The following is a 13449-nucleotide window of genomic DNA, read 5'->3' as shown; positions in this document are numbered from 1 at the left end:
GGTCAGCCCTTGTAGGCCTTGGCCGCGGCGGTTTCCAGCTGCGCCGCGGTGGCCTTCGGGTCGGACGGGTCGCGCAGGAAGTCCTGGAGGATCTTCCACTCGCCGGCACCCTTCGTCCCGCCGAACGCGGCCGGGGCCTGGTCGGACATGTCGAAGCGGACGGAGTCCCCGGCGGCGATGAGCGACTTGGCGGTGGTGCGGGTGACGTCGTCGCCGTAGGAGGCGAGGTCGAGCTTCTTGTTCGGGGAGAGGAAGCCGCCCGTCTCGGCCCATACGGCGGCGGCCTCCGGGGTGGCCAGGTACTCCAGGAGCGCCATGCCGGCCTTGGTGTTCTTGCCGTCCTTGAGGACGACGGCCGCGTCACCGCCGCTGACCACGGGTGCCTCGCCGGTGCCGACGGGCGGGAAGGGGAAGAAGTTCGCGTCCTCGCCGATCTTCCGGCCGAACTGGTCCTTGGCGACGCCCGCGACGAAGTCGCCCTCGTAGACCATGCCCGCCTCGGGCTCGGGTCCGAAGACCTTCTCGACGGAGCCCGGGAAGTCGGTGTTGAGGGCGCCCTTCTGGCCGCCGGCGAGGAGCTGCTTGTCCTGGAAGAGCTTGCCGAGCGTGGTGAGGGCGTCGACCACGCTCTGGTCGGTCCACTTCAGTTCGTGGGCGGCGAGGGCGTCGTACCTCTCGGGGCCGGCCTGGGAGAGGTAGACGTTCTCGAACCAGTCGGTGAGCGTCCAGCCGTCCTGGCCCGCGACGGAGAAGGCGGCGAGGCCCGAGTCGGAGACGGTCCGCCCGGCCTTCAGCAACTCGTCGTAGGTCTTCGGCGGCTGGACGCCGGCCTGGTCGAGGGCGGCGGGGCTGTACCAGACGGTCGACTTGTGGGCGGCCTTGAAGTAGAGGCCGTAGAGGGTGCCCTTGACGCTGCCGTAGTCCTTCCAGACCGTCGCGTAGTCGGCGGCGACGGACTTCTGGGTGGTCGACGACAGCGGCTTGAGCCAGCCGTTTCCGGCGAACTGCTGGAGCACGCCGACCTGCGGGACCATCACGACGTCGGGGGCGTTGCCGCCTTCGATCTTGCTGCCGACGACGGTGGAGACGTTGTCGCCGGTGGAGACGAACTGGGTCTTGGCGCCGGTCTTCTCGGTGAACGCGTCCAGCACCTTCTGGAAGTTCTTCTGCTCGGCGCCGGACCAGACGCCGGCCACGGTGACCGTCTGGCCGCCCAGCGCCTTGTCGCCGCCGCCCGCGGAGACGGGGTCGCCGCCTCCGCAGGCGGTCGCGCCGAGTGCCAGGACGAGGGCGGTGCAGCCGCTGAGCAGGGTGGTACGTCGTCGCATCATCGTCGATGTCCGTTCGTGGAAGGGGAGTTGGCGGCGGGTCGGGAGGTGGTCGTGCTCAGGAGTCGGTGTCGTCACCGATCCACCAGGCGGCCGTGGAGCCGGGGAGCACCCCGGCCCGGCAGGGGCCGCTGGACAGCAGGGGGATGCCGGGGACGGGCGCCGGAGCGGGCGCCGTTCCGAAGTTGACGGCGCAGACCAGGCCGTCGCCGCGGGCGAAGGCGAGGACGCCGGGCTGGGCGTCCAGCCAGCGCAGCGTGCCCTCGCCCAGCTGGGGCAGGGTGGCGCGCAGCTGGAGGCCGTCGCGGTACAGGTGCCAGAAGGAGCGGGTGTCGGCGAGGGCGCGATCGGTGGCGTACTCGGCGAAGTACTCGGGCTGCGGCAGCCAGGGCTTGGTCCCGTCGACGCCGGAGGTGAAGCCGAACGGTGAGGCCTGCCCGGACCACGGCAGCGGTACCCGGCAGCCGTCCCGGATCCGGGCGCGGCTGCCGGTACGGCGGAAGATCGGGTCGGTGAGCACGTCGTCGGGCAGGTCGACGACCTCGGGCAGGCCCAGCTCCTCGCCCTGGTAGATGTAGGCGGCGCCGGGCAGCGCCAGCAACAGCAGGGCGGCGGCGCGGGCGCGGGCTGCGCCGAGGCCGCTGCCCTCGACGGCCGGCTCGCCGTAGCGGGTGACCGTGCGGACCTGGTCGTGGTTGTTGAGGACCCAGGTGACGGTCGACCCCGTTCCCGCGATGTCCTGCATGGCCTCGGTGATGACCTTGCGGAAGGCCTCGGCGTCCCAGGAGGCGCTGAGCAGGTCGAAGAAGAAGGCCTGGTGCAGCTCGTCGGGGCGGACGTACAGCGCGTGTTCACGGGCCGTCGGGACCGAGACCTCGCCGACCAGGAGCCGCTCGCGGCCGTCGTGTGCCGCGTACTCCTCGCACACCGAGCGCCAGCGCCGCCATACGTCGTGCACCTCGGGCTGGTTCCAGGCGAGCGGGTTGACGGAGTCGCGGGTGCGGGCGTCGGCCTCGGGATCGGGCGAGTCGGGCAGCTCGGGGTGCTTGAAGAGGCCGGCGGCGACGTCGATGCGGAAGCCGTCGACGCCCCGGTCCAGCCAGAACCGCAGCGCACGGTCGAAGTACGCGCCGACCTCGGGGTCGCGCCAGTTCCAGTCGGGCTGTTCGGGCGTGAACATGTGCAGGTACCACTGGCCCGGGCGGCCGTCCGCCTCGGTCACCCGGCTCCAGGCCGGGCCGCCGAACATGGCGTGCCAGTTGTTGGGCGGCTCGGCGCCGTCCGCTCCCCGCCCGTCGGCGAAGTGGAAGCGGGCCCGGGCGGGGCTGTCCGGTGCCGAGGCCAGCGCCTCGCGGAACCAGGGGTGCTCGCTGGAGCAGTGGTTGGGGACGATGTCGAGCAGCACCTTGACGCCCAGCCGCCGGGCGGCGGCCACCAGCCGGTCGAACTCGGCGAGGTCGCCGAAGAGCGGGTCGACGTCGCAGTAGTCGGCGACGTCGTAGCCGTGGTCGGCTTGCGGGGAGGGGTAGAAGGGGCTCAGCCAGATCCCGTCGACACCCAGCTTCTTCAGATACGGCAGTCCGGCGCGGACTCCGGCGAGATCGCCGACGCCGTCGCCGGTGCTGTCCAGGAAGCTGCGGACGTACACCTGGTAGATCACTGCCTCACGCCACCAGTGGTGCGTGTCGATGCGCGTGTCGATGTGCTGGGAGCTCACCCGTTGGCCTGTCTGTGCGGGCTGACTGTTATGCATGCATGTTATGTAGGCGTTTCACGGAGGTGTCAACGAACAGGCAGCAGTCATCTGATGAGCGGGGGTGGCAGAAGTGAAGTTACCGGGACAAATCGCACCCGGTTGATACGTCGGCGTTACCTAACATGTAACTAGGGAAGGTCGATGTCGGCTGAGGGAAGTCAGCCGCGGCGGGAGATGTCCGCCAGCTCCCTGGCCAGCCGCCGTACCGCTGCCTCAGGCGTCGAGTGCCCGGACATCGCGTCGTGCACGACCGCCTGCACCACCATGCTGACCTGGTCGTAGCGGGGGCTCTTGGGACGCGGTGCGGCCGTCAGAACGCTCGCCCGCAGGGTCGGCAGGTACGGGAACCGGCTCACCAGTTCCGGGTCCTCGTACAGATCCGCGCGCACGGGCGGCAGCGCGCCCCGGGTGAGCACCTGCCGCTGGACGCCCTCGCTGGTGAGGTACGCGATCAGACGCGCGGCGGTGTCGGGGTGCTCGGCGTGTGCGTTGACGGCCAGGTTGGAGCCGCCGAGCACGCTGGTCCCGGGCCCGTCGCGCCCCGGCAGCGGTACAGCGCCGACCTTGCCGGCGAGCGGGGACCCCGCGGCGGAGGCGCTGACGTACGCGTAGGGCCAGTTACGCAGGAAGAGGAGGTGTCCGTCCTGGAAGGCCTGCCGGGACTCCTCCTCCGTGTAGGTCAGGGCCTCCTTCGGCACCCACCCGTCACGGACGCCGCGTGCGAGGAACCCGATGCCCTCACGGGCGGCCGAGCCGACGGTGACGCGATCGCCCTCGTCGCCGAGGATCGTGCCGCCCGCCGAGTACACGGCCTCGGCCGCGTTGACGGTGAGGCCCTCGTAGGGCAGGAACTGCCCCGCGTAGCCGTCGAGTCCGTGCCGGGGCGCGATGGTCTTCGCGGCCCGCTCCAGTTCGGCCCAGGTGCGGGGCGGCGGGACGCCCTCCTCGGCGAGGACGTCCTTGCGATAGAGGAGCAGCCCGGCGTTGGTGACGTACGGGACCGCGTACAGTCGGCCGTCGTACGTCGCCGTGTCCACGACCGGGCGGAGGAAGCTGCCCAACGGGAAGCGGTCTCGAGGCAGCGGGCGGATCCAGCCGGCGGCGGCGAACTCCGAGGTCCAGGCGACGTCGATGTTGAGGACGTCGAACCGGCTGCGGGCGCCGCCGCGCAGATCGGTGATCATCTGGGCGCGCGACTCGTCCGCCGAGTCCGGCAGTTCGACGAGGGTGACCTTCTCGCCGGGGTGGGCGCGGTTCCAGCCCTGGAGCAGCGGGCCGAGGTAGCCGGTGAGGTCGCCGGCGGTGGCGAGGGTGAGCGGTCCGCGGCCCTCCAGGCCACCGGCCGCCCGGGCGCCGGACGCGCCGTAACCGGCCAGGACGACGGCGAGAACGAGGAGGCCCCTACCGGCGGCACGTATCCACCGCATAGGTTCCTCCCAGTACACCGGCGCCGGGCACCCTCGCCCGGAGTCAGAGGCTATGTATACCCGTTAGGTATGGGCGATACTAGGGCCTGGACCACAATACGAGGCTGCGAGGAGGACAGCACGAGTGCGCCTGCCCCTCCTGGCCCTGCTGGCGCGCGGCCCGGCCCATGGCTACGAGCTCAAGCAGGACCTTGAGCGACTCTTGGGCGCCGCGTACCCTCAGCCGAACATCGGCCAGATCTACGTGACTCTGAGCCGCCTCGAGAAGACGGGGCTGATCGAGGGCGAGGAGGTCGAGCAGTCGAGTCGGCCCAACAAGAAGATCTACCACCTCACCGACGCCGGGCAGGAAGCGCTGCGCGTCTGGTACGAGGAGACGGCGGACGAGCCGCGGTTGCGGGACGAGTTCTTCATGAAGCTCGCGCTGGCCCCGCAGACCGGTCTCGCCGACCAGGTCGCCCTGATCAACAAGCAACGACGCCACTACCTGAACACCATGCGCACCCTGTCGAAGCTCGTCACGGGCGAGAACCGCGACAACCGGACGGCCCGGCTGCTCATCGAGGGCGCCATGCTGCACCTGCAAGCCGACCTCGACTGGTTGGAGCGCTGCCAGGAAGAACTGGAGGAGCCGGAGTGAAAGACACCGCCACTCCTGCGCTGCGGGCCGAGAGCCTCGTGAAGACCCACCACGGCGAGGGGGCACCAGCCCATGCCGTACGGGGGGTGGACCTGTGCGTACGGCAGGGCGAGTTCGTGGCCGTCACCGGTCCGTCCGGCGCCGGGAAGTCGACGCTGCTGCATCTGCTGGGCGGCCTCCAGCGGCCGGACAGCGGCAGCATCTGGTTGGACGGCGTGTGCACGGACGGCTACAGCGAAGCGCAGTGGGCCGTGGCGCGGCGGCGCCGTATCGGCGTCGTCTTCCAGTTCTTCAACCTGGTCTCCAACCTGTCCGTCGCCGACAACGTCGAACTGCCCGCGCTGCTGGCCGGGGTCTCCCCCAAGCGGGCCCGCGCGGAGCGGGAGGAGCTGCTGGCCGAGCTCGGCCTGACGGGCAAGGAGCGGAGCATGCCCGGCGAGCTGTCCGGTGGCGAGCAGCAGCGGGTGGCGCTGGCCCGGGCCCTGGTGAACCATCCGCCCCTGCTGCTCGCGGACGAGCCCGCCGGCAGCCTGGACAGCAAGGGCACCCGCGAGGTGACCCGGCTGCTGTCCCGGTTCCACCAGCGCGGCCAGACCATCCTCCTGGTCACCCATGACGCGCGCATGGCGAGCACCGCGGACCGGGTGATCAGCTTCTTCGACGGGAGGATCGCCGACGACGCGGCGCTCGACGGCACGCCGTCCCCCGGCAAGGGGATATCCGCGGTGCTGGAACTGAAGGACTGACCATGCGAGCCACGTTGCGCTGGGCGCACTCGGACCTGCGGACACATCGCGGTGAGGCGCTGTTCCTGGTGCTCGCCACCGTCGGCGTCGTCACCTCCCTGCTGCTGGCGGCGGCGCTCTTCGGGTACGCGACGAACCCCTGGGAACGTGTCTTCACCCAGTCCCGGGGCGCACATGTGTCGATCCACACCGGCCCCTCGGCCGATGCGGCCAAGCTCGCCGGGCTGGCCGGCGTCGAGTCCGTCGCCGGCCCCTACCCCACCGCTTCCGCCACGGTCGCCTCCCGCGGCGCCCGCGCCTCCGTCGAACTGCGCGGCACCACCGAGCAGCCCGCCGTCGGACGCCCCCTGCTCGTCTCCGGCCGCTGGCTCGACCCGGCGGCGCCCGACGGTGTGGTGCTGGAGAGCAGCCTCGCCCGGGCGCTGCTGGCCGAGCCCGGAGATGTGCTCACCCTGCCCGGCGGCGCCTCGACGCTGACCGTCCTCGGCGTCGCCGACAGCCCCGAGCCGCGCTACCGCCAGGGCGAGCAGTCGGGACTGGCCTGGGCACTGCCCTCCGCCGTGCCGCGCACCGGCTCCGACCGCGGCCAGGTGATCGGGCTGCGCCTGACGGATCCCGGGGACACCGACTACGCCGTCCAGCGCGCCGTCACCGTGCTCGGCGCCGGTGCCGTGCGCGAGGTCGCCACCTGGCAGCAGGCGCGAGCCGAGGCACAGGGCGACGACCGGCTGCTCGGCCAGATACTGGGCCTGTTCGGTCTCGGCGCGCTCGTCGCCGCCGGACTCGCCGTGCACGGGGCCATCGGCACCCGCATCCGAGGTCATCTGCGGGACATCTCGATCCTCAAGGCGATCGGTTTCACACCGGGCCAGGTCATGCGGGTCTTCCTGCTCCAGCATCTCGCCTACGCGCTGCTCGGCGCCACGGCCGCGGCGGCGCTCACCCAGGCGCTGGGCAGTCGGCTGCCGGGCCGGCTGGGAGACGCGGTCGGGGTGTGGCAGAGGCTGCCGGGACACGCGGCGACCCTGGTCGTGGTGCCGGTGGGAGTGGTGCTGTTCATCGGCGCGACCACCGGGCTCGCGGCCTGGCGGGCGGGGCGGGTGCCGCCGGTTCCGGTGCCCCGGACCGCCGCCCCCGCCGGCGGACGTCTGTCGGGCCCGGCGCGCCGTGCGCTCGGCCTGCGGCTGCCGCCCGCGCTGGTCCTCGGCTGGCACCAGGCGTTCACGCGTCGCCCGCGCTCACTGGCCACGATCGCTCGCCTCGCGCTGCCGCTGACGCTGATCGTGGTGGCGATGAGCGCGTGGACGACCATCGACCGCTTCCACAGCAAGCCGGAGGAGACGGGGCTGGCGGCCGCGCTCACCGTCCGTGCCGACGACGGCCTGAGCGACGCGGCGACCCGGACGCTTCTGGCGCAGCGTCCCGAGGTCGCCGACGCCTATCCGGGCGTCGAGGTGGCGGCCCTGGTGCCGGGCCAGACGGCGACGATCGCCCTGCGCGGCCTCGGCACGCGCACGAATCCGTACCCCTACACGCTGGCCGAGGGGCGCCCCGCGCACGGTTCCGACGAGGCGGTGGCCGGGCAGGGACTGCTGGACCTGCTGGACGTCCGGGTCGGCGACTGGGTACGCATGACGGTGAGCGGCCGGCCCCAGATCCTCCACATCGTGGGCCGCAGCATCGAGCCGGAGAACGCCGGCCGGGTCATCTCCACGTCGCTGGACACCCTCCGGGAGAACGACGCGGAACTCCGGCCGACGCTGTACCAGGTGCGGCTGCGGGACGGCGCGGATCCGCACCGCGTCGCCGCCGAGCTGAGCGCCGCGGCCGGGCGTGGCCGGCTCGACGTGCACACCGTGACCAACCCCGCCGACGGTCTGTCGCCGCTGCGCAGCGTCGTCGTCGGCCTGCTCGGCGTCCTCGCGCTCATCGGGCTCGTCGATCTGCTGACCAGCATCGGCGGTGCGCTGCGCGAGAGCGAACGGGATCTGCTCGCCTTCAAGGCGATCGGGCTGTCGCCACGGCAGATCACCGCGATCACCGTCACGGCCACGGGTTGCACCGTAGGGGCCGCGGTCGCCGTCGCCCTGGCACTGGGCCTGCCCCTCTCCCACTGGTTGATCGACGCCCAGGGCCGGTCGAGCGGCATCGGAGCCGGAATCGCGCAGGCGCCGTCCCTCGTCGCACTGTCCGCGTTCGGCGCGGCGGCGTTGCTGGGCGCCCTGGCGCTCGCCGCGCTCCCCGCGACCCGAGCCTCCCGGCGCCGACTCGCGGACACGATGAGCGCGGTCGCTTAGCCCGGGAGTCGGATGGCTTTCAGGTGCTCCGGCGCTGGGCACGCCGTGTACCGGGGTGGCTGACGAACCGGGGGACGCATGCACGCCAGGGGCGAGTACCTGATCCGGCAAGGGGTGACGCCCGGCCACGTCTTCTCTCTCCACCTGCTGATGCCGGCCTCGTCGCTGTGACGGCCCTCGCCCCCTCGGTCCGCCCGGCCCGAGAGGGGGCCGGGCCGCCGGACGGCCCGGCCTGGTCCGACGCCGGGGACTTCGACTCGGGCGGCGACCAGCTAGCCCCGCGAGTCCGGCTTCCAGTCCTGGACGAGGAGACCGAGCAGCACCTCGTCAAGGAACTCGCCCATCACCCAGGCCGAGGAGCGCAGCACGCCCTCGCGGACGAAGCCGTTGCGTTCGGCGGAGCGCAGCATCGCGGCGTTGTCCGCCAGCGTCTCGATCTGGAGCCGCTGCAAGCCGCGCACGATGAAACCGTAGTGGCAAAGGACCCCGACCACGTCGGTGCCGTAGCCCTTGCCGCGAGAGGACGGCAGCAGCCCGAGGCCGATGTGCGCGAACCGGTTGTGGTTGTCGATGCCCCACAGCGTCGCCGTGCCGACCAGCGTGCCGCCTTCCAACTCCACGACGGAGAACGGGACATGCCCCTGTTCCTTGTCGTCCACCACGAGCCGCGAGTCCTTGGAGCCGGGCGTGATCGGCCGCCACGGCCGGCCTTCGGCCCGCGAGGCGTTGACCACGTCGTCGTAGAGCTCGGCCCGCAGGATCGGGATGTCGTCCTCGTGCCGGGCCCTGAGCCCGACCTTGTTGCCTCGAAGCATGCAAACTTCCTATCGGACCGGGTTCTCCGACGGCAAACCAATTAGAACCCGGTCAGTGACGGCGGCGCGCTGTGACGATCCAGGCCCGCGAGTCGAAGTACACGCCGCCGTCGGTGTGGTGGGCGTCGAGGGCGGTGCGTAGCCGCATGCGCGCCTGCTCGGCCGCCGTGGCGTCGAGGTTGGCAAGCAGGTCTTTGAATTCCCACAGGCGGAGCACGGCATCGAAGGCGGTGGCGCTGTCCGGGCCGTAGTGGACGGGCTCGTGCACGTCGGTGAAGCCGACTTCCGCGAAGCCGGCCGCTGCCAGGATGCCTTCCGTGACGGTCGGGTCGGCGAGTGAGAAGGGGTCCGGACCGTGGGGTGTGACTGATGCGGCGGTGAGGCTCTGGCGGATCGCGGTGGCCCACTCGTTGCGGTCGCGCTCTTGCCAGACCAGCAGCACCAGGCGCGCCTCGGGGCGCAGAGCCCGTCCGATATTGGTGAACGCGGCGACCGGGTCGGCGAAGAACATCGTTCCGAACCTGCTGATACAGAGGTCGAAACGCTTCGGTGGAAAGCGGTGAACCTGGGCGTCCGCCTGCTGGAAGGTGATGTTGGCCAGTCCCTGCTCGTCGCTGAGCCGGCGGGCCCGTTCGAGCATGGGAGCGGAGAGATCGACGCCCAGCGCGCTGCCGGTGACGGCGGCGCGGGCGGCCTCGCGCGTGGACTGGCCTGTGCCACAGCCGATGTCGAGCACACGGTCGCCAGAGCCGACGCGGGCAGCGGTGCGGAAGTGTTCGTTGTGCAGGCGCAGTTCCGCGTCGTAGTCGAACAGGTCGGACATGACCGTCACCGCATCCTCTCGATACCGATACCGATACCGACCGGGCCTTCGCGCCGGAGCGCCGACCGCCACCGGGTCATGGTCGGCCGCCTCCGGTGTGCTGGAGCAGAGCCGGGACGAACACGTCCCACAGCGGCTTCGGCACGTCGTGCCCGGCGCCTTCCAGGATCAGCAGCGTCGCGCCGGGAATCGCGTCGCGCAGCGCATGTCCGTGCGGGAGCGGGCAGACCGGGTCGTGGTCACCGTGCACCACCAGGGTCGGCGCCTTGATGGAGGCGAAATCGCGGGACGACCCGTCGAAGGTCATCGCGTAGTGGTTGACGAGGGTGGACGCCATGTCGCGAGTGCGGGCCACGTCCCGCTCGACCAGCGCACGCGTGGCCCTCGCGTCGAAGTAGGGCGAGCCGCCCGAGCACGCTTTCGCCCATGCGACGACAAAGTCCACCACCGCGACCGAATCGGCGGGGTCCGGGTCGGCGGGGGTACCGCCGGCGAGCTCGTCCGACGACGGCGGGAGTCCGTCCTCGCCCGTGGAGGTGGAGACGAAGGTCAGTGACTCCACCCGGTCGGGGTGGTCCACCCCGATGATGAGCCCGATCCCGCCGGACATGGACCGGCAGACGATGTGTGCGCGCTCGACGTCCAGGGCGTCCAGGAGGCCGAGCGCGTCCCCGGCCAGGTCGGTGAACGTGTAGCCCGGCCGCCCCGGCGGGTAGCTGGTGGATCTGCCGGTGTCCCGGTTGTCGTAGCGGATCACGAACCGGTGGCCGCGCGCGATCTGTTCGCACAGCTCGGTTTCCCACCACAGCATCGAGGCGGTCGCACCGTCGATGAGCAGGATCGCCGGGTTCGCGGGGTCACCGAAGGTCTCGAAGCACAGCTCGACATCGTCGATCTCGACGAGCTTCTCGCTGTGTGAGAGGTGAGCGGTCATGAACACCACGCTAGACCCAGCAGTCCATCGCCAAAAGCGACGCCGATCTGTGACCAGGCCCGGATGGAGCAGGCGCTCGCACACCACGGCGTGCGGCCGCACATCGTGTGCCGCACCGCGGGCAACGAAACCGTGCTGTCGATGGTGCACGCCGGCATGGGTTCGGCGGTCCTGCCGCAACTCGCCGTCCGCAGTGCCGACGTCGGCTCCGATGCGTCGCTGTGCGTCCACGAGCTCGAGCCGGCACTCCCGCCACGCGAGCGGCGTCGGAGCCGCCGCCGCACGTATATCGCGTTGTGGGTCCAGGGGTGTCGCCATAAGGTCGCCGACATGTCTCTTCGTCTTCGTATGCGTCAAGCGCTGCCGGAAGCGATGCGCGCCCGCGACAAGGCCGCGGTGAGCGCCCTGCGCACCACGCTTGCTGCGCTGGACAACGCCGAGGCGGTGCCCGTGCACGAAGCCGAGCTCCGTGGTTTGGCCCTCGAGCAGTCGCCTGTCGGTGCCGGCGCCACCGAAGCGGCGCGGCGTGAGCTGAGCGAGCATGGTGTGGTGGCTGTCGTGCGCGCCGAGGCGGCCGAGCGCCTGGAGGTCGCAGCGCGGTTGAATTCGCCCGCGCACGCCGACCGAGCCGCGCTGCTCCGCGCGGAGGCCGCCGTACTGCTGCGCTTCCTGGACGGTTGCGACCCCGCATGACGCCCCCCGCCTGACGTCGATCGCCCCACCGTTCTCCTTGCCTGTCGACGTTCGCCAGTACCGGCGACGGCGTCACGCATCCGGGGGAGGCCGTTCGGCGCAGGCTCCAGTGCGTTCCACGCACTTGCTACTCGCGAGTAGGCTGCGCGTTCCCGGAGATTGGAATCGTCGTGGTCCGCAGATTCACCGTGTCCGACAGCATCGTCATAGAGGTCCCGCCGGAGGTGGCCTACGAGGCGGTCAGCCGGCCCGCCCAGATGGGACGGTGGAGTCCGGAGAACCTCGGGGCCACCGTGCCGGCACCGGACACGTCGGCCCCGCTGGGGACCACGTTCGAGGGCCGGAACAAGCGGGGGGCGTTCCGCTGGGTCACGCGGTGCACGGTGACGGCGGCGGACTCCGGACGCCGCTTCGCCTTCCGGGTGCACGCTATCGGGCTGAACCGGCCGCGGCTGCGAGGTCCGATCGCCACCTGGGAGTACCGCTTCGAACCCGAAGGCGGGGCCACCCGCGTCACGGAGACCTGGACGGACGACCGGCGGGCCTGGCCGTCGGCCGTCGCCCATGCCTTCGACCGGGTCGCCACCGGCGGCCGGACGTTCGCCGACTTCCAGACGGACAACATCGCCAGGACGCTGCGCAACCTGAAGCGGGAACTCGAGGCAGAGTCCGCTTCCTGACCCCGCCGGCCCGGCCCCCTGCCGTCCCCTGGCGGCGCGCTGGTGGGGCCGGGCTCAGGCGCGGACGGCGGTCGTGGGGAGTTCGGAGCGGCGTTCACGTCACCACGCCCCCAGGGGCCGACGGGTGGCGGGGTCGGTGCCGGGCCGGTGGGTGGCCCAGTAGGCGATGGCGAGGGAGAAGGAGATCCGCAACGGCGGGAGCACGAGGGTCATCAGGAGGCGTACGACGCGGGCGAAGCGGCGCAGGGCGCGTTCCTGCCGGGGGCTCCAGGTCAGGTGCAGCCGCTCGCGCAGGACGGGGGGCAGGGTGCCCACGGTGACCAGCAGGGCGTAGTGCGCGGCGAGCCGGGCGAACGGCGACCAGAGCGGACCTGGCAGTCGACGGAACGGCTTGGCCGGGTGGGCGAGTTCGTCGAGGACGTCCTGGACCGACGGGTTGAACTCCAGTCGGTGGGTGACCATTTCGTCGTAGTAGTCGAGGAACGACGGCCAGTCCGGCGGAAGGTGATGCTCCTTCAGGCCCCATACGCGGCCCACGTCCCGCATCCCACGGTAGTACTCGTCCAGTTCTCCGGCCGTCATGCCCTTGCCGAACAGGCGCTGCGCGTCCACAGGGCCCTTGACCAGGGTCGCGTGCACCCAGTGGTACGCCTCGGGGTTCAGGGCGTGGTAGCGGCGGCCGTGCGAGTCGGTGCCCTTCATCCCGCTGTGCACATGGAGGAGGCGGCGCGCCTCGGCGGTGGCCGCCTCCTGACCGCCGTAGACGACCGTGGTGAGCGAGAGCAGGGTGCGGATCAGGCGGGGCCAGGGCTCGGCGCGGAAGTTGCTGTGGTCGGCCACGCCTGCCCCGACCACGGGATGTGAGACCTGGAGAAGCAGCAGCTGGGGTCCCATGAGAATGGCGCGGGCGTCGCCGAAACAGCGCCAGACGACCCCTCCCCTGCGCGGCGCGCGGATCTGTGCGGGTACCTCAACGTCCCTTGATTCCAGCTGAGTTGGTTGGTCTGACGTGTGCGGTACGCCGGTCATGACGCCTCCGCCCCTCCGTCGTTCCCGGAGTATTGACGCGCTTGTGAAACAAGAAAATAGTTTTTGTATCTTTGACTCTTTCGATGGCACCCCCGATCCGGGATCCCGGGCATTCATTCCTGAAGTCAAGGAAAACACGATGAGGCACAGATATGCACATACCGGACACGTGATCGAGCGGTGCACGCACTGACTGAGGCGCCGCACGCGCGTGTCCACCGTTCGGTGGACACGAGGAGGTACGCACGGTCGTACCGGAGCGTTCGATTCCCGCCGAGTCT

At 71.1% G+C, this 13449-nt stretch carries 12 protein-coding genes and 1 pseudogene; 6 read left to right on the top strand and 7 right to left on the bottom strand.

Annotated features, from left to right (window positions below):
- Positions 1–2: 2 nt before the first annotated feature.
- The 3 genes from G9272_RS42755 to G9272_RS42745 all read right to left on the bottom strand — a co-directional run bounded on the left by G9272_RS42755 (position 3) and on the right by G9272_RS42745 (position 4511).
- On the bottom strand, positions 3–1331 hold the full coding sequence (locus tag G9272_RS42755; RefSeq protein ID WP_171401564.1) for an ABC transporter substrate-binding protein: 1329 nt from the start codon (positions 1329–1331) through the stop codon (positions 3–5).
- A 55-nt stretch (positions 1332–1386) separates the two neighbouring features.
- Positions 1387–3018, bottom strand: a complete 1632-nt coding sequence (locus G9272_RS42750) for a glycoside hydrolase family 13 protein (RefSeq protein ID WP_171402419.1) — start codon at positions 3016–3018, stop codon at positions 1387–1389.
- 224 nt (positions 3019–3242) lie between these two features.
- Positions 3243–4511 carry an ABC transporter substrate-binding protein gene (locus G9272_RS42745; RefSeq protein ID WP_171401563.1) on the bottom strand — a complete coding sequence of 423 codons (1269 nt, stop codon included), beginning with the start codon at positions 4509–4511 and terminating at the stop codon, positions 3243–3245.
- Positions 4512–4635: 124 nt separating this feature from the next.
- On the opposite strand from G9272_RS42745, the gene G9272_RS42740 reads away from it, so the two are divergent.
- The 3 genes from G9272_RS42740 to G9272_RS42730 are packed head-to-tail and all read left to right on the top strand — an operon-like array spanning position 4636 to position 8194.
- A complete protein-coding gene (locus G9272_RS42740) occupies positions 4636–5151 on the top strand; it encodes a PadR family transcriptional regulator (RefSeq protein WP_171401562.1) in 516 nt (171 codons plus the stop codon).
- Positions 5148–5897 carry an ABC transporter ATP-binding protein gene (locus tag G9272_RS42735; protein ID WP_171401561.1) on the top strand — a complete coding sequence of 250 codons (750 nt, stop codon included), beginning with the start codon at positions 5148–5150 and terminating at the stop codon, positions 5895–5897. The genes G9272_RS42740 and G9272_RS42735 overlap by 4 nt, the downstream gene beginning before the upstream one ends.
- 2 nt (positions 5898–5899) lie before the next feature.
- A complete protein-coding gene (locus tag G9272_RS42730; RefSeq protein ID WP_171401560.1) occupies positions 5900–8194 on the top strand; it encodes an ABC transporter permease in 2295 nt (764 codons plus the stop codon).
- Positions 8195–8466: 272 nt separating this feature from the next.
- Here G9272_RS42730 and G9272_RS42725 read toward each other — a convergent pair whose 3' ends face one another.
- The 3 genes from G9272_RS42725 to G9272_RS42715 all read right to left on the bottom strand — a co-directional run bounded on the left by G9272_RS42725 (position 8467) and on the right by G9272_RS42715 (position 10766).
- Positions 8467–9009 carry a GNAT family N-acetyltransferase gene (locus G9272_RS42725; RefSeq protein WP_171401559.1) on the bottom strand — a complete coding sequence of 181 codons (543 nt, stop codon included), beginning with the start codon at positions 9007–9009 and terminating at the stop codon, positions 8467–8469.
- Between the two features lie 52 nt (positions 9010–9061).
- A complete protein-coding gene (locus tag G9272_RS42720) occupies positions 9062–9832 on the bottom strand; it encodes a class I SAM-dependent methyltransferase (RefSeq protein WP_171401558.1) in 771 nt (256 codons plus the stop codon).
- A gap of 76 nt (positions 9833–9908) precedes the next feature.
- Positions 9909–10766, bottom strand: a complete 858-nt coding sequence (locus G9272_RS42715) for an alpha/beta fold hydrolase (RefSeq protein WP_171401557.1) — start codon at positions 10764–10766, stop codon at positions 9909–9911.
- A 63-nt stretch (positions 10767–10829) separates the two neighbouring features.
- Between G9272_RS42715 and G9272_RS45685 the strand changes: the two are divergent.
- The 3 genes and pseudogenes from G9272_RS45685 to G9272_RS42700 all read left to right on the top strand — a co-directional run.
- Positions 10830–10949 (top strand): annotated as a pseudogene (locus G9272_RS45685) (LysR substrate-binding domain-containing protein); the annotation flags it as partial.
- A 189-nt stretch (positions 10950–11138) separates the two neighbouring features.
- The gene (locus G9272_RS42705; protein ID WP_171402418.1) at positions 11139–11459 is read left to right on the top strand and encodes a hypothetical protein; all 321 of its coding nucleotides are present in this window, start codon (positions 11139–11141) and stop codon (positions 11457–11459) included.
- A 170-nt stretch (positions 11460–11629) separates the two neighbouring features.
- On the top strand, positions 11630–12139 hold the full coding sequence (locus G9272_RS42700) for an SRPBCC family protein (RefSeq protein WP_171401556.1): 510 nt from the start codon (positions 11630–11632) through the stop codon (positions 12137–12139).
- Between the two features lie 99 nt (positions 12140–12238).
- Here G9272_RS42700 and G9272_RS42695 read toward each other — a convergent pair whose 3' ends face one another.
- Positions 12239–13096: an oxygenase MpaB family protein gene (locus G9272_RS42695; protein WP_301272177.1), complete on the bottom strand. Its 858-nt coding sequence runs from the start codon at positions 13094–13096 to the stop codon at positions 12239–12241.
- Positions 13097–13449 lie beyond the last annotated feature (353 nt).

It is taken from the genome of Streptomyces asoensis, assembly GCF_013085465.1.
GTDB lineage: Bacteria > Actinomycetota > Actinomycetes > Streptomycetales > Streptomycetaceae > Streptomyces > Streptomyces cacaoi_A.
This window is presented reverse-complemented; position numbering and strand designations above follow the sequence as displayed.